The organism is Macrococcus sp. 19Msa1099 (assembly GCA_019357535.2).
GTDB classification, from domain to species: Bacteria; Bacillota; Bacilli; order Staphylococcales; family Staphylococcaceae; genus Macrococcoides; species Macrococcoides psychrotolerans.
In genome coordinates this window covers 971,349-990,452 of record CP079955.1, presented here as the reverse complement: position 1 = coordinate 990,452, position 19,104 = coordinate 971,349, and the positions used below count along the sequence as shown (strand labels likewise).

Below are 19,104 nucleotides of genomic sequence, written 5' to 3'. Positions count from 1 at the left end.
CATTCACGGGTCTTGGCGTCTCATTAAAGACCTTTATTTATTTAAGATTTTGATTCATATTTCTATTCATCATCTGCATCATTTGATTAATTTTCTTTTGAGATGGTTTCTGACCCATTTGCATCATCATCATACGAAGCATTTCTTCATTGATCGGTGGATTTTTCTTCAAGTAATCCATCATATATTTTCTTGCCAGGAAGAATCCTAAAGCAGCACCTGCTGCTAATGCAAGTAGTACAATCAATATCCAAATCCAAGTAGCCATTTGTTCACCCACTTTCTTATACCATTAAAATTTTACTAAAAACAAACTTTTTTTTCAATATGTTTTCTATAAATAATAAAAGGCTGATATACAGCCTTTTATTTACTTCATATTCAAAATGTTATTTACAACATTTTCTACAGTAAATCCATATTTCTCCATAACTAATTCTCCAGGTGCACTTGCACCAAATTTATCAATACCAATTACAAGTCCATCCAGACCAACGTATTTGTACCAACTATCAGAAGCAGCCATTTCAATTGCAACACGCTGCTTAATTGAAGATGGTAATACTTCTTCTTTGTATGATTTATCTTGTGCATCAAATTTTTGAGTGTTCGGCATTGATACCACTTGAACACCTTTACCTTGTTTTTCTAACACTTTTGCTGCATCAATCGCTAAATTCACTTCCGAACCAGTTGCGACTATTAATATCTCCGGATGCTCAGACTGATATACAACATAACCACCACGTGCAACTCCCGCTTCTAGTTTGTCCTGTTCAATATCAATCGCAGTTAAGTTCTGACGCGTAAGGACAAGTGCAGTCGGTGCATCAGTTGATTCAAGCGCAATTTTCCAGGCGGCACGGCTTTCATTACCATCGGCCGGACGAATCACATTTAAGTTAGGAATCGCTCGTAAACCAGCCAGCTGCTCGATTGGTTCATGTGTCGGCCCATCTTCACCAACTGCTATTGAGTCATGTGTAAATACATATGTGACTGGTAAGCCCATTAACGCTGATAATCTTACTGCCGGCTTCAAATAGTCACTAAACACAAAGAATGTCGCACCGTATACTTTAAGCCCACCGTGAGCAGCCATACCATTTAAAGCAGCACCCATTGCAAACTCTCTGACACCAAACCAGATATTCTTTCCTTCAGGCGTTTCAGCCGAAAAGTCTTCTGTATCTTTAACATTTGATTTATTAGAAGATGCTAAATCTGCAGATCCCCCAAAGAATGAAGGAACTGTTTTTGCGATTGCCTGGATCATATCACCACTCGTTGCACGGGTAGCAGCTGATGTACCAGCCTCATATACCGGTAAAGCCTCCGCATAGTCAGAATTTAATTCACCAGCTATCGCTTGTCTAAGCTGTTGTGCTAGTTCAGCATTTTCTTTTTCTAATTGCGCAAATTTCTCATTCCATAACTGCTCTTTTTCATTTGCACGTTTTAGCATCGTCTGCTGGAATATTTCATAAACGGCTGGATCTACATGGAATTTCTTATCTGCCTCTAAACCGTATGCTTCAAATACAAGCTTACGCTCATCTCCTCCTAATGGAGCCCCGTGGATGCCATTCGTTCCTTGCTTATTCGGAGAACCATAACCAATAATTGTCTTAACTTCAATGATCGTAGGTCTATCACTTGATTTCGCTACTGAAATAGCTTTATCAATGGCTTCCATATCATTACCATCGGACACTAAAATATGTTCCCAGCCATAGCTTTCGAAACGCCCTTTAACATCTTCAGAGAACGCTTTATTCAGCTCTCCATCTAAAGAGATATCATTCGAATCATATAAAGCAATTAATTTATTAAGTTTTAAGTGACCTGCAAGACTTGCAGCTTCGTGTGATATACCTTCCATCAAGTCTCCATCTGAAACTAATGCATACGTATAATGATCAATAATATCTGACTGCTGATTGAAAGTTGCAGCAAGATGTTTTTCTGCCATCGCCATACCGACACTCATCGCAAATCCTTGCCCTAGTGGCCCTGTTGTGATTTCTACACCTTTAGTATGACGGTATTCTGGATGTCCCGGAGTTTTAGAGTCCCATTGTCTAAACTGCTTAAGTTCCTCTATTTCTAGTCCACCAGAAACATGCAGCAATGAGTATAACAAAGCCGAACCGTGTCCTGCTGATAGTACAAATCGATCTCTATCGAAGAAATGATGTGATGACGGATTGAAATTAAGATGACGTGTCCATAAAGTGTAAGCCATAGGTGCCGCACCCATAGGTAACCCCGGATGGCCCGAATTCGCTTCCTCAATCTGATCGATACTTAAAGCTCTAATACTATCTACTGCCAATTGATCTTTTTCATTAAACATATAAATGCTCCCATCTACAAAATTTATTTTCTGATATTATTTAATCTTTGAATGTCTTTCACCTTGTCAGGTGTTACATCATTACCTTCAGGGTCTATGACGGTCGTGTTCTCAATCGTTTTCTTGAAAGACTGTCTGAAGGACTGTAAATATTCTTTACGTAATAAAGTCTGTTCTTTACCTTCTTCCTCCGTAAGACCTGCTGTCTTTTTCTTCTGAGCTAGTTCATTAATTCTCTTCATCTTATTTTCATCTAGCATAACTCTCATTCCTTTCATTATAAAGATACCAAAAAAAACGAGTGAAACCAACTGGCTACACTCATAATACATTAAATATTTTAATTAATTTACAACACCAAGTACCTCACCATTGGAAACAGGATCATGATAAGAATCGGAATGCGGTAATCTGCCATTGTCTTGTTCTCCTATCTGTTCGGTAAATCCAGGTGCTTCATTATAATAAATAGCTTGCGATTGTTCTATATAAAGTACCGAAAAAAGCGTAATCATTAAAAACAAGATACAATATAGTATAAATTCCTTAGAAATTCTAACGGTCATATCAAATTCCTCCTAGAACATTTGTTTGTATTCACACTTTATCAGAACGTGTGTTCTATGTCAATAAAAATACGAACAAATGTTTGTTACATGCGAACGTGTATGCTATAATACGTGTAACACCACATATAAGGAGTGTTTAAAATGAGAGAACTCACTAAAAGACAAGAAGAGATATATGATTATTTAAAACATATTGTATCAACTAAAGGATATCCACCGAGTGTAAGAGAGATTGGAGAAGCTGTCGGACTTGCCTCAAGTTCGACTGTGCACGGCCACCTTTCTCGTCTCGAGGAAAAAGGCTATATTAAACGAGATCCAACGAAGCCCCGTGCCATTGAGATTATACACGGTGAAAATTCACAAGATTATTCTGAGGCTACAATTCATGTACCGGTTATCGGAAAGGTTACTGCAGGGGTCCCGATTACTGCAATCGAAAATGTTGAAGAATACTTTCCATTACCTGCACACTTCACTTCTAGCCATAACAGTGACATATTTATTTTAGAAGTCGTTGGGGAAAGTATGATTGAAGCGGGCATTCTTGATAGAGATAAAGTAATTGTAAGAAGACAGTCCATCGCAGAAAATGGAGATATTATCGTTGCGATGACAGATGAAGATGAAGCGACAGTTAAACGCTTTTTCAAAGAAAATAATCGTTACCGTCTACAACCCGAGAATCTGACAATGGAACCGCTTTACCTTGATTCAGTCACTGTTCTTGGTAAAGTTGTAGGTCTATTCAGAGAATTTTAATATTAGGCCATACGTTTTGCTACATGTATATAATTTTTAATACCAATATCACAACACCCGAGCCAGTTAGAATAAAACTTTTCTAACTGGCTCGGGTGTTGTAATATTATTTATCAATTGGATCCTACTTGCCTAATATCGTTTTAACTTGTTCAAGTATATCTTTTTCATTTTTCTTCTCTGTTGTTTCCATGTTACTATCCCCTTAAATAATCTATCTTTACTATACCCATAATACTATATGTTAAACATTTTAGTATATCATTGGAATAATCTACATCTATTTGCTATATTTAAAAAAAGGAGTGATAGATAATGAAAAAACGTCTTACAAGGTCAACAACTGATCGCTATGTTGCTGGAGTTCTTGGTGGTATTAGTGAATATTTTAATATTGATTCTAAAGTAGTTCGAATCACATTCATTTTAGTCTCATTTTTTACAGCGAATATACCTACATTTACAATCTATATCCTACTCGCCTTATTTATGCCAAAAGATACAGATGTTCTGGATAACTACTAAATAGAGCTGGAAGCCTTCACCCTGCTCTATTTTTTTCTGTTTGAAAATCCGAATAATGCTAATCCACCAATCAGTAGCAGAAGCGTTACTTGATCATTCAATATTTGGAATCCATATCTTAAGACAAATAATAGCAGTACATAGCTAAAAATCAAAGTTAGTTTCATATAGACAAATTCCTCTTTCAATATATTTAAATTCATTCTACCATAAATTTAAAATTTACCATTGACGAATCATGTGGGTTGAAGTAATATTTAAATCGTAATAATTACGATTGGAGAATACATATGAAAACACAATTGATTATCGGTACAACTGTCTCACTTGCTATATTGCTCACTGGATGTAGTGACACCACTGAAGATAAAGCAGCTGTAAAAAAAGAACAGAAGATTGAACATCATAAAGACAAACAGGTACATAGTCACAAACATGAACATCATCTGACAGATTCAGACAAAAAAATCTACGAAGGGTATTTTGAAGATGACGCTGTAAAAGACAGGCGGTTAACAGACTGGGAAGGTGACTGGCAGTCTGTGTATCCCTTCTTAAAAGATGGATCTCTTGATAAAGTATTCGAACATAAAGCGGAAGATCAGAATAAGTCGAAGAAAGAAGTAAAGGAATACTATAATAAAGGATACGAGACTGATGTCGCCCATATCAAAATTGGTGAAAAAGACATCATCTTTACAAAACAAAATAAAAAACATCGTGCTAAGTATGAATATGATGGCAAAGAGATTCTGACTTATGAAAAAGGAAATCGCGGCGTTAGATACATATTCAAAAAAGTATATGGAGATAATGAGGCACCCAACTATGTGCAGTTCAGCGATCATATCATCGCTCCTGAACGTGCACTTCATTTCCATATCTATATGGGGGATGATCGTAAAGCACTCCTAAAAGAACTTGAAAACTGGCCAACATACTATCCTGATGACCTATCTGCTAGAGAAATACAAGAAGAAATGCTGGCACATTAAAAAGAAGAGAGGATGACGAGAAATTAATATTCCCTGTCATCTTCTCTTCTTTTTAATCGTATTTAACCGTTATCAAAGTCTATTATATCCATATATTAAAGGTATGCATAAACAATATTATTGCCGTCAACAATACAAATAATCCAGTATAGAGCATTCGCATCTTTATATGTCCAATCAGCATACTCATGTATAAACCAAGAAGTGTAAGAACATAAAGCAGCAGGCGGACATAGAGATTAATCTGTCCCCTTCCGTGTATCGAAGGAAGAAAATATAACAGCAGAATACTTGCGGTAAAAATTAATATTACAATTTTCTTATACATAAATTACCTCACATTACCATCACATTGAAATAATGACCATCAAGATCCGTGAATATAAACCCATAATAACCATTTTTTACCGTAGGCTTACTTACTGCATTTCCGCCCGACTGAACAATACGTTCATATAACTCATCGACATTGTGTTTTTCAGGCAGATCAAAGGAAATGATAATCTCAGGGTGATCAGCGTAACCTTTTAATGGTGTCTGCATAAACTGCTCAAGTATATCCTGCTTAAATATACATATCGTATTATCACCAATTTTAAAGGCACCTAATGTTTCATTGTTACTTCGTTCATCAATGATTTCAAATCCGATATTACGATAAAAGTTTAGAGCACGTTCAACATCAGTAACAGCAAAATTTAACCAGTAACTTTTCATAATATCTCCTAATGTAGATTGATTAAGGGCACACTTGATTTTATCACTTGATTGGATATAATCAGCTGTTTTAATTCATCAGCGATATCAAGCTGATCGAGGTAATCAAAATCAAGCCACGCATATGGATGTCTTACTTTAAATTCAGATTGATTGCGTGTATTGAAAACAAAAGCAGTATCATTAACCATCGTCTCAAAAATCAATCCTTTAAACGGCTTTTTCTCCTCAACAACAAACAAGATACCTCCTACTTTGATTTCTTTATTTAACTTACGCGCAAATTGCTCAGCAGTCTGTTTAATTGTATATTGACCTTTTTTTACGACACCTGGTAATTTCATTCGCTTGTTGCCATTGTCTTGAATCAATATTTTATCTTCAGTCGTGATTAAAAGTGATGCAGTTATTTTTTCTTTCATGGTTTACTCCTAGATCATAATTTCATTTTATTATATCAAACATATGACATAATAAAAATTATAACATAAAAATAAGGCTAAGACTTTTTATGGCCTTAACCTTTCTAATTAAGCATGTACTACCAGCTCGATTTTTTTATACCAGGTAGCTGTCCTTTATGCGCAAGTTCTCTTAGTGCGATACGAGAAAGTCCGAATTTACGATAAACGCCTCGCGGTCTTCCTGTAATATGACATCTGTTCGTAAGTCTTGAAGGTGATGAATCTCTTGGTAACTTGCTTAAACCGACGTAATCTCCAGCAGCTTTCAACGTTGCTCTTTGTTCTCTATATTGTTCTACCAGCTGCTGCCTTTTTAGTTCTTTTGCTATTTTTGATTTTTTAGCCAAAATATCGCTCCTCCTATTTATTTAAAGCTTCATCAATAGCTTTGACATTATCTTCCATTAATTGCTGATACGTAATATTCCCTTTATCGTCTTTTGTTAATACAGCCATATTGTGAAACCTTACCGTTTTTGCATTCGTTTTATTCTTAATAATATCTGTCGTTTTGGATGGTATATTCTGCTCATATAAAATCACCGATGCTTTAGACTTTTCAATATTATTAATCATATTGATAATATCACTTTGGGAAGGTTCTTCATTGTTCATACCAGATACACCTTCTTGCATAAATCCATAGCGGTGTTCAAGATAACCTAATGAATCATGAGAGATATATACCGTATCATGTTTTTTATTCTTCGCAATATCTTTCATCTTGTTATCAATGGCATCAAGATCTTTGATCAGCTTGTTATAGTTCTCTTCATAGGCCTTCTTATGCTTTTTATCTTTAGCAACGAGCTCATCTTTTATCGTCTTTGCAAAAGATTTATTAAACACTGGGTCTAGCCATATATGCGGGTCATGTACGCCATGATTATGATCTTCATGTTCATCACCATGTTCATGTGATTCACTGGCAAGCAAATCAGATTCTTTGATTTCATGTACTAATGACACGACTTTAGTTTTATCTTTTGCAATATTAGCAATCTTAGCACCAACCGGGTCCAAGTCTTTACCTGAATAGATAAAGATATCAGATTTCGCTACACGTAAAGAATCTTTTTGTGTAGGCTCAAAAGTATGGATATCGATTCCTTTCGGATAAATTGATTGCACCTCAACGTGCGATCCACCAATTTGCTCAATAATACTCTTATATGCAAATACTGTCGTATAGACCTTTAGTTTACCCTCCTTTTGAACTGTATCTGCTGAACCACAAGCTGATAACAGCATCACTACCATTACCACTAATAGTGAAAAATACTTCTTCATTTCATCATCTCCTATTTCGTAATCGTTACGTTTTAATATTCTATACTTCTTTATTTACAAATGCAATAGATAGAAGCAAGATTATCTGAAGAATTATCTTTTTGATTTTTTACTTTACAAATGGTCATAAAAGCGATAACATATTAAAACGTAATGATTACGAATTGGAGGTTATACATTTGAAAGTCCCTATTACGGTATTAAGCGGATTTCTAGGAAGCGGGAAAACAACATTGCTTAATCATATATTGATGAATAACGAAGACAAACGCGTTGGTGTCATCGTAAATGACATGTGCGAGATTAATGTTGATGCTGACCTAGTAAATATGTCACGTACCGATGAAAAGATGATACAGTTACAAAATGGTTGTATATGTTGCACGTTACGAGAAGATTTGCTGGTTGAAATTAATAAGCTCATTACAACTTCAGAATTAGATTATATTGTTATTGAATCTACTGGCATCTCTGAACCTTTACCAGTAGCTCAAACGTTAACATTAAACGATGAAGTGCTAGGTATAAACTTAAGTGACAATACAGTGTTAGATACGATGGTTACAGTTGTTGATGCGAACAGATTCTGGGATGATTATGCATCAGGTGAATCGCTGCTTGAACGCCAGATGGCAAATGATGAGCATGATACACGTGAAGTCATTGACTTATTAATTGATCAAATTGAATTTGCAAATGTTATTCTATTAAATAAAACGGATTTAGTGCATGAGGAAGATGTTAAGGAACTACGTGCATTAATCCATCAGTTAAACCCGGATGCACTAATTTATGAGACAGATCACTCAAAAATCCACATGGATAAAATTTTAAACACGAAGTTATTTGACTTTGAAAAAGCATCTCAAAGTGCCGGATGGTTAAAAGAATTAAACGATGAGCATACACCGGAAACTGAAGCGTATGGTATCGGCTCATTTGTATATAGAAGAAAGCGCCCTTTCCATCCTGAACGTTTTATGCATTTCCTAGAAAACTTTTCATTAGATGTTATACGTTCAAAAGGATTCTTCTGGTTGGCATCCCGTAATGATATGTGTGGATTAATCAGCCAGGCAGGTAACTCGATGCAGATTCAAGGTGCTGGTGAATGGATTGCAACGTTAAGTACGGATGAGATAGCTCTGGAAATGATAGAAGATCCTACACTTAAGGAGAGATGGGATGCATTCGGTGATCGCCAGACTGAAATCGTTTTTATCGGAATCGAAATGAATCAACAGCAAATTGTATCTGACCTTGATCGCTGTTTATTAACAGACGAAGAAATGAAGATGGACTGGACAATATTTAATGATTCCCTGCCTCAGTTTACGGTAGCAGAAACAAATCCTGATATCATATTAGACTAAAAAGAATAAATTTATAGGAGTGAACAAAATGAGATTAAATATTACTTTAGCTTGTACGGAATGTGGCGATAGAAACTATATCACGAAGAAAAATAAAAGAAATAATCCTGAGCGTATTGAATTGATGAAATACTGTCCAAGATTAAAAAAATACACTTTACACCGTGAGACAAAATAATAATTATTAACAATTTTTCTGGACTACGAAGAGTCAACACTTATTTTCATAGTCCAGTTTTTACTCGCATTTATACTTTAACGTTTAAAAGCATAAACGCATTAAAACTTTTTCTTGATAAATTTTCTTAATTATCTTACAATAGGGATTATATTTTTAGGAAGATAGGTGATTATATGGAACATAAGAAGATGGATAGAGATTTAAAGACTCGTCATATTTCAATGATAGCAATCGGAGGTTCGATTGGTACAGGATTATTCATGGCAAGTGGTGCAGTTGTTGCACAAGCTGGACCCGGTGGTGCATTAGTCGCATATGCTGTTATCGGTATTATGATTTACTTTTTAATGACAGCACTTGGAGAACTCGCAACATTTTATCCCGTGTCTGGTGCATTTAATGCTTATGCAACCCGTTTTATCGATCCAGCTGCAGGGTTTACAGTTGGTTGGTTTTACTGGATTATTTGGAGCTTAGTAACAAGTGTCGATATATTATCTGCTGCTAAAGTCCTAAGTTACTGGGAGATGTTCGGTGGCATTCATCCTTTTATATGGAGTCTTATTTTTCTAGCATTGATTTTCATGTTGAATGCATTTTCTGTTAAATCTTTCGGAGAAGCTGAATACTGGTTCAGTATTATTAAAGTAGCAACCATCTTCTTATTTTTGATCATGGGGTTATTACTTATTTTTGGAATTATTGGTGGTGAGCCTATTGGATTTAAAAATTTTACGGTTGGTGATGCCCCTTTCCATAATGGTATATTCGGATTACTGGGAGTATTAATTGTCGCTGGATTCTCATTTGGTGGAACTGAAGTCGTGGCTGTTACAGCGGGCGAGTCTGAGAATCCAAGTGAATCTATGCCAAAAGCAATTAAGCAAGTCTTCTGGAGAATTTTATTGTTCTATATCGGTTCTATATTTATTATTGCTTGTATTATCCCATATACAGATCCTCAGCTCATTAATGAGAATAGCGATGTGTCTATGAGCCCATTTACTATCGTATTCGATAAAGTAGGTATCCTGTTTGCTGCTTCTGTAATGAATGCAGTGATATTAACTGCTGTGCTTAGTGCAGGTAACTCTGGATTGTACGCAACAAGCAGACTATTATTATCATTAAGTCAGGATAATAAAGCACCGAGGTTTGTTGGAAAACTAAATAAAAATAATATGCCATTTAATGCATTAATAGTAACAACAGGTTTCGTTATACTCACATTAATCTATGCAAACATCAATGCAGGAGGTTATTTCAAACTATTAAACATGGTGGGATCGCTTGTTCTAATCGTATGGCTTATCAGTATAATAAGTCATATGCGTCTAAGAAATGCAATTATAAAACAAAATAAAGATATCGACGCTTTACTTGCATATAAAGCACCCTTATTCCCATTAGGACCGATTATCGTAATTTGTACCATTATTTTCTTGTTAGTTGGTCAGTCATTTGGCGATATTAAGGCGATGAATTATGTTAAGGTCGTTGAATCATATATTCCTATTATCGTTGCAATCATAACTTATTTTAGCTATAAATTAGTTAAACGTACAAAAGTCATTAAACTTGAAGATATCAATCTTGAAAAGCATACGTTATAAGACAACAACCCTATACATTGTGTAGGGTTTCTTTGTATAATATGTATAAAGGAGTGGTGATAATGAGTAATGGACAAATTAACCTATTTGATGACGTACTAAAAACTGATGAAAAATTTGTAATTGTAGTGCAGGGTGTCTATGAAAAACATAACCAGATTATTAAAAAGATTTTACGTGAATATCCAGGACTAGATCGCACTGCAATGATCCGATTATTCGACCATCTAAAGGATACGTACCTTTATGAGCCGTTTGAAGACGATATGGTATTCTACGATATTACTGTCTATACAAATGAAGATTATGCTGCTGATAATATATTTGCACATACAAAAAGACATCGCAATGCTTCAGAATGGACACATACAGCAAAATAATTGTTGCTGCTTGTCAAAAAAGAGGCCAGAAAATTCTGACCCCTAGATTTATCAAGATTATAACATCATTGCTTCGTACTCCATAGATTACATAATTTTCAAGATGCTTCATTATCATCAACATATCAATGAAGCATCATTTTTTATATAGATATGTTTCTATTATTTGTGCGATTCCATCCTCATCATGACTGAGTGTGATGACATCTGCAGCTTCTTTAATCGTATTATTCGCATTCCCCATCGCCACGCCCAGTCCTGCAAATTCAAGCATATCTTTGTCATTATTGCTGTCACCAAATGCAATAATTTCTGACTGCTGAATTCCAAGCTGCTCCGCCAGACGTTGTAACACCTTTCCTTTTGAAACATCACGATGCATAAATTCAAGGAAGAATGGCTTTGAGGTCGTAGCGTGGATGTCAGAACCAAAACTTCCTTCCAGCTGCTTGTTTAAAACCTCAATATGTTCAATATCTCCGACGCCCATCACTTTAGGCACATCTTCTGTAATGACAGTTTGCAGATTGTCTACTTTAATCATTTCTAAACCTGTAAGTTCACCTTCTACTTGTTCGTAGGCTGACTGACCTTCATAATAAATTGTGTTGTCCTTATATGTCAGTGCCATTACATTTTCCTTTCTTAAAAATCGTAAAATTTCACTAAAATGCGCTTGCTGAACATATGTTGCATCTACAACTGTGCGATCATTCATCCTTGTTACAACAGCCCCGTTATAGCTGATAATATAGGATTGATGTGTGTCCAGCTGTAGTATTTCTGCTGCATCTATCATGCCACCTGTCGGCCTGCCGGATGCCAGCACAACCATAGCACCATTATTCTGTGCCTCTATCAATGCCTTGATCGTTGAAGGCAATATTTCGTTCTTAGATGATAGTAATGTATCATCCATATCGAGCACTATCAGTTTATAGTTCATTTTCTCACTCCTAAAAATTGATAGTATTAGTTTACCATACGACCTTCTTTTTCAAAGGTAATTACGCCTTCCTGATCGGGTTCTATGCTTTTTACGTCACAGTCGGGTAACTTTAGTAGATTGAAACGATTTTCATCATACTGCTTAGGATGAGATACAATAAAGATCGATGGCCCTGCCCCACTTAAAAATGCAAAGCAGTCCTCAGTGATAACATCCTTCACCATCTGATAATGCGGCACAAGGTGTGCACGATACTGTTCGTGATAAAGATCACTTGTCATCATCTTCCCCATTGTCCTATAATCTTCAGAGTAAAGTGCTGCTATAAGCATATTACCTATTGCACCTGCACGAACTGCATTTTCAAACGATATGTGGTCGGGAAGGACATTTCTTGATGCTTCAGTTTTCAGTTCATAATTAGGAACTACAACCATGATCGGCCACTTAATCACAGGAACATCTAATGTCACCGTTTCATCGGTTACATTATTATAATATCCTGCAACAATACCACCTTTAATACTCGGTGCAACATTATCTGGATGTCCTTCAATTCGAGAGAGTATACGAATACGTTCTTCTCTTGTTAAATTTAATTGATAGAAATGATTGATAATTTCAAGGCTTGCAATGAGTGCTGAACCACTACTTCCCAGGCCACGCGCTAATGGGATATCAGAATACATTATAACTTTAAACTTTTTTTCTTCTAGATTAAACTGCTGCATAAACAGTCGACACATCTTCCTGATGTAATGATCATCATTATCATCCAGTTCAGATAGTACATCACCGAGATGCTGAATTTCCCAGTTTTCACTTTCTTCTACTTCAAGTTCAAGATAGATGTTTACAGCCATACCGATCGAATCAAATCCTGGTCCTAAATTGGATGTTGACGCTGGGACTTTTATATATAGCATTATACTCGCTCCTCAATGTATCTAATAATCGCTGATTCATCGTTCTTTAGCACAGCAGGCTGTATTTCAATTGAATCAATCGCAGTCTGCGGGTCTTTAAGCCCATTTCCCGTTAATACTGCAACAATCGTCTGCCCCTTTGACAGACGACCTTCACGTTTTAACTTTAACAGACCAGCAATACTTGCATTGCTGCCCGGTTCAGCAAAGATACCTTCTTTCTTTGCAATTAAGTCATATGCTTCTAGTATCTCATCATCTGTTACAGCATCTATCATTCCTTCCGATTCATCACGTGCTGCTTCTGCGAGCTTCCAGCTTGCAGGATTCCCGATACGAATCGCAGTAGCAATCGTTTCTGGCTGCTCGATAATACGACCTTTTACAATCGGTGCAGCACCTTCTGCCTGGAAACCATACATTTTTGGTAAACCAACGTTATGATTTGCATCATATTCTTTAAACCCCTTCCAGTATGCCGAAATATTACCAGCATTTCCAACAGGAATCGCTAACACGTCTGGAACTTGTCCAAGCTGTTCAATTACTTCAAAAGCAGCTGTCTTCTGACCTTCTAGTCGATATGGATTAACGGAGTTTACTAGTGCGATATCATCACGTTTTTCTGCAACATGTCTTACAATCTTCAATGCTTCATCAAAGTTACCTTCGATAGAAACGATATCAGCTCCATAAACGATTGCCTGAGCCAATTTACCCATAGCAATCTTCCCTTCCGGAATTACTACAATCGTTTTCATTCCGGCTCTTGCAGCATAGGCAGCTGCTGAAGCTGAAGTGTTCCCCGTAGAAGCGCAAATGACAATTTCTTTCCCCTCTTCTTTAGCTTTTGCTACAGCCATCACCATACCGCGGTCTTTAAATGAACCTGTAGGATTCGCACCTTCATATTTCACATATACTTCATTTTCAAGAACCTCTGAAAGATGAGCACAATGTATCAATGGCGTACCGCCTTCATTTAATGTGAGTTTCGGTGTTGCCTCACTTACGGGTAAAAAATGTTTATATTCTGCGATTAACCCTGACCATCTGTTCATTCTATACACCTTCAATTCTATAAGTTTTATAGTTTAATTGCTGTTCTTCTAGATATTCATAATTTACTTCTCGGTCTGTTTCAATTGCAAGCATGCCATCCCTTACAATATGTCTTTCAACTGAAATTTCATTCAGTATTGCTTCAATATTACTATCTGCATACAAATCGATAATCAAAAGTAAACAAGAAGGCTGTTCACGCGTCTCCTGCTTAATTTCAAGATGCAGCGGCAAGTTGTGAAGATCAGTCCCTATGAGTTCTATTACGTTCAGGATATCACTGACAACAGCACTTCCTGTTGCAAGACTACCGGCTCCTTTACCGTAATACATTGTATCTCCAACAGCATTTCCATCAATGTAAATTGCATTATATTCGTATTCGACATGCGATAACTGATGATCAGATGGAATGCACATCGGCTCTACATATAGAGATACATCATCACCATTCATGACACCACTACCAATCAATTTAATGCGATATCCAAAAGCTTTGGCAATATCGATATGCGATAACTTCACTTCTCTGATCCCTGTATATCGACAATCCTCAAGTTTTCTGAATTGATTAAAAGCAAGATAGCTCATAATGGTTACTTTTCTGGCAGCATCTATACCATCTACATCTGCTGTAGGATCTGCTTCAGCAAAACCTAATTCTGTAGCAATTCGTAATGCTTCTTCATAAGATTGTCTTTCATGTGTCATCTTACTCAATATAAAATTAGACGTTCCATTGAATATTCCCATAAACTTGCCGATACCGTTCGCGTTTAAGCCATAATTCAAAGCATTTACTACAGGAATACCTCCAGCGATGCTGGCTTCATATTTTAAAGAGACACCGTTATTATGGGCCGCTTGCTCCATCTCTTCTAGATGCTCTGCAAGCAGATCTTTATTTGCAGTAATTACATGCTTCTTCTGATTCAATGCATAGAGTAATATCTCTTTCGTATTTTCTATTCCACCCATTACTTCGACATACATATCTATCGTATCATCATTTTTGATATCTTCTATATTATCAGTGAGTTGATAATGTGCGGTCTCGATACTTCTTGGCTTTGTTACATCAGAAACAAGTATCCATGTAATTCGAATATCCGTATTCAGCTTCTCTTTTATCTGTTCATGGTTCTCCTTAAGGATCTGAACGACACCCGTACCCACCGTTCCTAGACCTAATAACGCAATATTAATTTGTTTCATTATCTCACTCCCGATTATGTTTTTACCAAGAATACAAATGTATTCTTGAAAAGGATTCATAAATATAGTATAACTAAAACATCATCAATGTAAAGATTTATAGAATAATTTATGAAAATGATCATATACTCTATATTCTATTACACTTTAAAGATAAAATAACAATAACATTAAGCGAAATGAGTGATTTTATGAAAGTTTGTAAATTTGGTGGTTCAAGTGTGGCCGATGCTAAACAGATTAAAAAGATACTGAATATTATTAATAATGATGCAACGAGGAAATACATTGTCGTATCTGCACCCGGAAAACGTCATAATAAGGATGTTAAAGTTACAGATTTGCTTATTGCTCTGGTAGAAGCTGTTACATATAAAAAAGATTATCAGGAGCTCATCTCACAAATACTTGAACGATTTCTACAAATAGAACGAGAGCTGAATATACGTCACTCATTAATCGAGACTTTCCGTACTCAGCTCAATGACTATATTATGCGCTATCAAGATCAGCCCGAGCGACTGACAGATGCTTTGAAGAGCTGCGGAGAAGATTTCAATGCGCAGCTTATAGCAAGCTACAACAACGAACAAGGAATAATGACGACTTATTTATCTCCAGGAGATATTGGGCTTATCGTCAGTGATGAACCCTCTAATGCCATCGTATTAGAAGAAAGCTATGAAAAAATAAAAAATAATCTTGCTCATGCTGAAGGCAAAGTAATCATTCCTGGATTTTTTGGTGTTAATAAGAACGGAGATATCAACACCTTCTCTCGTGGAGGCAGTGATATTACAGGGGCAATTATCGCCAGCAGTTTAAGCAGTGATGTCTATGAGAATTTTACAGATGTATCAGGTATTTTCTCAGCAAATCCCAATATCGTTGATCATCCTGCTTCAATTATACAGTTGACATATGAAGAAATGCGAGAACTCTCCTATGCTGGTTTCAGTGTGTTTCATGATGAGGCATTACTTCCTGTCTATCGTTCTCAAATACCTGTAAACATCAAGAATACGAACGACCCAGATCACCCAGGAACACTCATTACGAATACACGACAATCTACAGGTGTCGTTGGTGTAAGTTGTGATACAGGGTTTGCCAGTATTAATATGAAGAAATATTTGATGAACAGAGAAATTGGATTTACACGTCGTCTCTTATCAATTCTAGAAGATATGAATATTTCATATGAACACATGCCTTCTGGAATCGATGATATTAGTATTATATTACGCGCCCACCAGCTTGAAGGAAAGGAAGCAAAGTTACTAGAAAAAATAGAACACGAATTAAAAGTAGACGCTCTTTCAATAGAAAAGAATATCGCAATACTGATGGTTGTAGGTCTAGGTATGAAAACACTTGTAGGTACCGCTAATAAAGCAACAGAGGCATTTAAGGCTCGCAATATCAATTTAAAGATGATCAATCAAGGCTCATCAGAAATAAGTATGATGTTTGGCATCGAGGATAAAGATGCAGACCAAGCGGTAATTGCCGCATATGAGGCATATTTTACGCATTAACAAAGCTCATATATAGAGGAACCGATTCCAATTAAGTATAGACGATTCACATATTTCTATTAACTCAAGTGGTAAAATATCTTCTTTCTACCCTAATTAAAAATGGAGGGCTATGTTTTGAGAGTTACAAGCTTTGCTTATAATATACATTTGAATGACTTAGAATATAATTACAAAAATAACCAATTAACATCTGAAGGGCGAAGACTTTCTCTTATTCCAATCGGTGCAGATTTTAAAAAAGTTGAATTGTTTAGTAATGAAGATAATGAAGGATATTTTGAAGGTAGTATTTGTATTGAAGACAGTGGAAATATAATTGTAGACAAACAAGTTCAGACTGGTGACTTATATATGCTATGGTATGATTTATATCAAGCAACTATTATGAATGAGTATATAATTTCATATTTAGATGTAGATTTTGAAATTTATACATTTAAAAAAGAAAATAATATTGTTCTTACAATTTTAGAAGAAAAAGATAAACGTACAACATATTCATTACCTTTAAATGAATTCAATCATGCTGTAAAAGAAGGATTAATTGAATTTTATAATCACTTGAATCATGATTATATGCGTAATGACTTTGATAGTCCATACTACTTTAAACTTAAAGATATTTATACTGATATTTGTTAGTTATATCTTATTTACTAGTAACCCCAAGAGAAACAGACATATTCGTTAATGAATATGTCTGTTTCTTTATTAGTTATGCGACCTTACGACACGTAGATTGTTTAAAGACTTTTGAAATCAAGCGTTCATTAAATGCTAAAGACTGTCCATATGATAACGCTGTTGCAGAAGCAACGATGAAAGCACTGAAAACCGAATTTGCAAAACAGATGAAATTTGAAAGCTTAGAACAGTTAGAAACAGAATTATTTGATTATGTGAATTGGTACAACAATTTTAGACCACATTCTTCATTACAGTATTTAACACCAATGGCGTTTAAAGTTCTACACATGAAAAGTGTCTAAGAACCTGTTGACATTCCATTGGTTTGATTTTTAACCAACACTTTTTATGGATCAAGTAAGCGTTAGCGCGCTAGGAAAATAAAAAAACTGCGAAGCAGAGTCGTACGCACTCTACTTACACAGTTTATTTTACATTCCTGCATAACCAGTTAATTAACTTCTTTTATGTGGATTATTATCAAAATTATAGTTTATATTTTTAAACTGTTCTATAACTTTTCTTTTTTCTAACTTTCCATCTTTAATATCTATAGGGCTGTATACTGTAGGATCAAACACCTTACATCCACTTTTAATCCATTCTTCTCTCGATAATTGGTGTGCCTTTTCTACAGCTTCTTTATCATTTAAAGTCTCATAGTTTATGCCTGGATTATCATAATCATCGACACCATATTCAAAACCACAACAAGCACATATGACATTGCTACCCGCAAAGTCTTCGTAATATGGAGTTTCATCTAAATCTAGGTAACCACAAACACAACAAGTAAATATATTCATATTATTCTCCTACTGTTTATTAAAATATAAAATACCCCTACTATTTTTTAAGTAAACAAATGCAAGATATTAATGAAGTTTTATATGTTCTATGCTTCTTTTCACATACTACTCCAAGTCCACAATACATTTGTTACAAATATTACTTTTTCTTCGTCTTTTCTTATGTAATAAAGTATATCTAACTTATCATTTTCACCTAAATTAATATAATCTACAAAGTTCATTTCCGTTATAGAGACCATGCGCTTGAACTTCAAATCAAATTTACTTTCTATTTGTTTGAGATAATTAGGAATTTTTTCTAAAGATTCCTGCCTGAGGTTTAAATTAAAATCATTACTATCGTCACTTATAATTATATGACTATTCAAAATATTTAGTTCATCTATCACATACATAAAATTTGCATCCTTTGGAATAGAATGTTTAGTATTTTCAATTAGAACATTGATAATTTGATATTCTTTCCCATTGATATCTTCATTCATAAAACCTATTTGCGGAACATATAATTCTATATATCCATTATATTTAATAAAATTTTCATGATAATTATCCAAGGTTGATTTAAATATTCTCTTAAGTCCTCTATGTTTTTTCATATACTCTCACCTTTTATAATTTTATTCTACCTTTTATAATATTTCTACATGACAACAAACCTATTTTATACTATTTTTAGTAAATTGT

Annotated in this window: 24 protein-coding genes and 1 pseudogene; 10 read left to right on the top strand and 15 right to left on the bottom strand. The window is 35.2% G+C overall.

Translation table 11 applies throughout. From position 1 onward, the window contains the following. Positions 1-37: 37 nt before the first annotated feature. From KYI10_05010 to KYI10_04995, 4 genes are all read right to left on the bottom strand, one after another. Positions 38-268 carry a YneF family protein gene (locus tag KYI10_05010; protein ID QYA33797.1) on the bottom strand — a complete coding sequence of 77 codons (231 nt, stop codon included), beginning with the start codon at positions 266-268 and terminating at the stop codon, positions 38-40. Between the two features lie 102 nt (positions 269-370). Then, positions 371-2,356 carry a transketolase gene (gene tkt, locus KYI10_05005; protein QYA33796.1) on the bottom strand — a complete coding sequence of 662 codons (1,986 nt, stop codon included), beginning with the start codon at positions 2,354-2,356 and terminating at the stop codon, positions 371-373. A 23-nt stretch (positions 2,357-2,379) separates the two neighbouring features. After that, positions 2,380-2,616, bottom strand: coding sequence for a DUF896 domain-containing protein (locus tag KYI10_05000; GenBank protein ID QYA33795.1), 237 nt, complete (start codon positions 2,614-2,616; stop codon positions 2,380-2,382). Positions 2,617-2,700: 84 nt separating this feature from the next. Beyond that, positions 2,701-2,922, bottom strand: coding sequence for a hypothetical protein (locus KYI10_04995; GenBank protein QYA33794.1), 222 nt, complete (start codon positions 2,920-2,922; stop codon positions 2,701-2,703). Between the two features lie 144 nt (positions 2,923-3,066). Between KYI10_04995 and lexA the strand changes: the two genes are divergently transcribed. Next, complete coding sequence (gene lexA, locus KYI10_04990) at positions 3,067-3,687, top strand: transcriptional repressor LexA (protein QYA33793.1); 621 nt, start codon at positions 3,067-3,069, stop codon at positions 3,685-3,687. Positions 3,688-4,002: 315 nt separating this feature from the next. Further along, positions 4,003-4,212 (top strand): PspC domain-containing protein, encoded by a 210-nt coding sequence (locus KYI10_04985; protein QYA33792.1) that lies wholly within the window; start codon positions 4,003-4,005, stop codon positions 4,210-4,212. A gap of 26 nt (positions 4,213-4,238) precedes the next feature. On the opposite strand, the gene KYI10_04980 is transcribed toward KYI10_04985, so the two are convergent. Next, positions 4,239-4,379 (bottom strand): hypothetical protein, encoded by a 141-nt coding sequence (locus KYI10_04980; GenBank protein QYA33791.1) that lies wholly within the window; start codon positions 4,377-4,379, stop codon positions 4,239-4,241. A gap of 123 nt (positions 4,380-4,502) precedes the next feature. On the opposite strand from KYI10_04980, the gene KYI10_04975 reads away from it, so the two are divergent. Then, complete coding sequence (locus KYI10_04975) at positions 4,503-5,207, top strand: ZinT/AdcA family metal-binding protein (GenBank protein QYA33790.1); 705 nt, start codon at positions 4,503-4,505, stop codon at positions 5,205-5,207. 336 nt (positions 5,208-5,543) lie between these two features. On the opposite strand, the gene KYI10_04970 is transcribed toward KYI10_04975, so the two are convergent. From KYI10_04970 to KYI10_04955, 4 genes are all read right to left on the bottom strand, one after another. Beyond that, positions 5,544-5,924: a VOC family protein gene (locus KYI10_04970; GenBank protein ID QYA33789.1), complete on the bottom strand. Its 381-nt coding sequence runs from the start codon at positions 5,922-5,924 to the stop codon at positions 5,544-5,546. Positions 5,925-5,932: 8 nt separating this feature from the next. Beyond that, positions 5,933-6,346 carry a hypothetical protein gene (locus KYI10_04965; protein QYA33788.1) on the bottom strand — a complete coding sequence of 138 codons (414 nt, stop codon included), beginning with the start codon at positions 6,344-6,346 and terminating at the stop codon, positions 5,933-5,935. Between the two features lie 119 nt (positions 6,347-6,465). Further along, positions 6,466-6,735 carry a 30S ribosomal protein S14 gene (rpsN, locus tag KYI10_04960; protein ID QYA33787.1) on the bottom strand — a complete coding sequence of 90 codons (270 nt, stop codon included), beginning with the start codon at positions 6,733-6,735 and terminating at the stop codon, positions 6,466-6,468. 13 nt (positions 6,736-6,748) lie between these two features. Beyond that, complete coding sequence (locus tag KYI10_04955) at positions 6,749-7,678, bottom strand: zinc ABC transporter substrate-binding protein (GenBank protein ID QYA33786.1); 930 nt, start codon at positions 7,676-7,678, stop codon at positions 6,749-6,751. Positions 7,679-7,857: 179 nt separating this feature from the next. On the opposite strand from KYI10_04955, the gene KYI10_04950 reads away from it, so the two are divergent. The 4 genes from KYI10_04950 to KYI10_04935 all read left to right on the top strand — a co-directional run bounded on the left by KYI10_04950 (position 7,858) and on the right by KYI10_04935 (position 11,225). Further along, complete coding sequence (locus KYI10_04950) at positions 7,858-9,051, top strand: GTP-binding protein (GenBank protein ID QYA33785.1); 1,194 nt, start codon at positions 7,858-7,860, stop codon at positions 9,049-9,051. Positions 9,052-9,079: 28 nt separating this feature from the next. Then, positions 9,080-9,229, top strand: coding sequence for a 50S ribosomal protein L33 (rpmG, locus tag KYI10_04945; protein ID QYA33784.1), 150 nt, complete (start codon positions 9,080-9,082; stop codon positions 9,227-9,229). 176 nt (positions 9,230-9,405) lie between these two features. Further along, positions 9,406-10,845 carry an amino acid permease gene (locus tag KYI10_04940; protein ID QYA33783.1) on the top strand — a complete coding sequence of 480 codons (1,440 nt, stop codon included), beginning with the start codon at positions 9,406-9,408 and terminating at the stop codon, positions 10,843-10,845. Between the two features lie 62 nt (positions 10,846-10,907). After that, the gene (locus tag KYI10_04935; GenBank protein ID QYA33782.1) at positions 10,908-11,225 is read left to right on the top strand and encodes a hypothetical protein; all 318 of its coding nucleotides are present in this window, start codon (positions 10,908-10,910) and stop codon (positions 11,223-11,225) included. Between the two features lie 136 nt (positions 11,226-11,361). On the opposite strand, the gene KYI10_04930 is transcribed toward KYI10_04935, so the two are convergent. The 4 genes from KYI10_04930 to KYI10_04915 are packed head-to-tail and all read right to left on the bottom strand — an operon-like array spanning position 11,362 to position 15,377. Beyond that, the gene (locus KYI10_04930) at positions 11,362-12,171 is read right to left on the bottom strand and encodes a Cof-type HAD-IIB family hydrolase (protein QYA33781.1); all 810 of its coding nucleotides are present in this window, start codon (positions 12,169-12,171) and stop codon (positions 11,362-11,364) included. 26 nt (positions 12,172-12,197) lie between these two features. After that, the gene (thrB, locus tag KYI10_04925) at positions 12,198-13,100 is read right to left on the bottom strand and encodes a homoserine kinase (protein QYA33780.1); all 903 of its coding nucleotides are present in this window, start codon (positions 13,098-13,100) and stop codon (positions 12,198-12,200) included. Continuing rightward, the gene (gene thrC, locus KYI10_04920) at positions 13,100-14,161 is read right to left on the bottom strand and encodes a threonine synthase (protein ID QYA33779.1); all 1,062 of its coding nucleotides are present in this window, start codon (positions 14,159-14,161) and stop codon (positions 13,100-13,102) included. The genes thrB and thrC overlap by 1 nt, the downstream gene beginning before the upstream one ends. 1 nt (position 14,162) lies before the next feature. Continuing rightward, positions 14,163-15,377 carry a homoserine dehydrogenase gene (locus KYI10_04915; protein QYA33778.1) on the bottom strand — a complete coding sequence of 405 codons (1,215 nt, stop codon included), beginning with the start codon at positions 15,375-15,377 and terminating at the stop codon, positions 14,163-14,165. Positions 15,378-15,568: 191 nt separating this feature from the next. Here KYI10_04915 and KYI10_04910 point away from each other — a divergent pair, with 191 nt between their 5' ends. From KYI10_04910 to KYI10_04900, 3 genes and pseudogenes are all read left to right on the top strand, one after another. Beyond that, on the top strand, positions 15,569-16,915 hold the full coding sequence (locus KYI10_04910) for an aspartate kinase (protein QYA33777.1): 1,347 nt from the start codon (positions 15,569-15,571) through the stop codon (positions 16,913-16,915). Between the two features lie 117 nt (positions 16,916-17,032). Next, the gene (locus tag KYI10_04905; GenBank protein ID QYA33776.1) at positions 17,033-17,560 is read left to right on the top strand and encodes a hypothetical protein; all 528 of its coding nucleotides are present in this window, start codon (positions 17,033-17,035) and stop codon (positions 17,558-17,560) included. A 101-nt stretch (positions 17,561-17,661) separates the two neighbouring features. After that, positions 17,662-17,907: pseudogene (locus KYI10_04900) on the top strand (IS3 family transposase). A 153-nt stretch (positions 17,908-18,060) separates the two neighbouring features. On the opposite strand, the gene KYI10_04895 reads toward KYI10_04900, so the two are convergent. Both KYI10_04895 and KYI10_04890 read right to left on the bottom strand, forming a co-directional pair. Further along, entirely contained in the window at positions 18,061-18,411 is a 351-nt protein-coding gene (locus KYI10_04895; protein QYA33774.1) for a hypothetical protein, read from the bottom strand. 101 nt (positions 18,412-18,512) lie between these two features. Then, entirely contained in the window at positions 18,513-19,016 is a 504-nt protein-coding gene (locus tag KYI10_04890) for a hypothetical protein (protein ID QYA33773.1), read from the bottom strand. Positions 19,017-19,104: the final 88 nt, after the last annotated feature.

Bases quoted from the DNA above. Each gene is read 5' to 3' on its own strand.
- KYI10_05010 (QYA33797.1), bottom strand. From the start codon at position 268: ATGGCTACTTGGATTTGGATATTGATTGTACTACTTGCATTAGCAGCA.
- tkt (QYA33796.1), bottom strand. From the start codon at position 2,356: ATGTTTAATGAAAAAGATCAATTGGCAGTAGATAGTATTAGAGCTTTA.
- KYI10_05000 (QYA33795.1), bottom strand. From the start codon at position 2,616: ATGCTAGATGAAAATAAGATGAAGAGAATTAATGAACTAGCTCAGAAG.
- KYI10_04995 (QYA33794.1), bottom strand. From the start codon at position 2,922: ATGACCGTTAGAATTTCTAAGGAATTTATACTATATTGTATCTTGTTT.
- lexA (QYA33793.1), top strand. From the start codon at position 3,067: ATGAGAGAACTCACTAAAAGACAAGAAGAGATATATGATTATTTAAAA.
- KYI10_04985 (QYA33792.1), top strand. From the start codon at position 4,003: ATGAAAAAACGTCTTACAAGGTCAACAACTGATCGCTATGTTGCTGGA.
- KYI10_04980 (QYA33791.1), bottom strand. From the start codon at position 4,379: ATGAAACTAACTTTGATTTTTAGCTATGTACTGCTATTATTTGTCTTA.
- KYI10_04975 (QYA33790.1), top strand. From the start codon at position 4,503: ATGAAAACACAATTGATTATCGGTACAACTGTCTCACTTGCTATATTG.
- KYI10_04970 (QYA33789.1), bottom strand. From the start codon at position 5,924: ATGAAAAGTTACTGGTTAAATTTTGCTGTTACTGATGTTGAACGTGCT.
- KYI10_04965 (QYA33788.1), bottom strand. From the start codon at position 6,346: ATGAAAGAAAAAATAACTGCATCACTTTTAATCACGACTGAAGATAAA.
- KYI10_04955 (QYA33786.1), bottom strand. From the start codon at position 7,678: ATGAAGAAGTATTTTTCACTATTAGTGGTAATGGTAGTGATGCTGTTA.
- rpmG (QYA33784.1), top strand. From the start codon at position 9,080: ATGAGATTAAATATTACTTTAGCTTGTACGGAATGTGGCGATAGAAAC.
- KYI10_04940 (QYA33783.1), top strand. From the start codon at position 9,406: ATGGAACATAAGAAGATGGATAGAGATTTAAAGACTCGTCATATTTCA.
- KYI10_04935 (QYA33782.1), top strand. From the start codon at position 10,908: ATGAGTAATGGACAAATTAACCTATTTGATGACGTACTAAAAACTGAT.
- KYI10_04930 (QYA33781.1), bottom strand. From the start codon at position 12,171: ATGAACTATAAACTGATAGTGCTCGATATGGATGATACATTACTATCA.
- thrB (QYA33780.1), bottom strand. From the start codon at position 13,100: ATGCTATATATAAAAGTCCCAGCGTCAACATCCAATTTAGGACCAGGA.
- thrC (QYA33779.1), bottom strand. From the start codon at position 14,161: ATGAACAGATGGTCAGGGTTAATCGCAGAATATAAACATTTTTTACCC.
- KYI10_04915 (QYA33778.1), bottom strand. From the start codon at position 15,377: ATGAAACAAATTAATATTGCGTTATTAGGTCTAGGAACGGTGGGTACG.
- KYI10_04910 (QYA33777.1), top strand. From the start codon at position 15,569: ATGAAAGTTTGTAAATTTGGTGGTTCAAGTGTGGCCGATGCTAAACAG.
- KYI10_04895 (QYA33774.1), bottom strand. From the start codon at position 18,411: ATGAATATATTTACTTGTTGTGTTTGTGGTTACCTAGATTTAGATGAA.
- KYI10_04890 (QYA33773.1), bottom strand. From the start codon at position 19,016: ATGAAAAAACATAGAGGACTTAAGAGAATATTTAAATCAACCTTGGAT.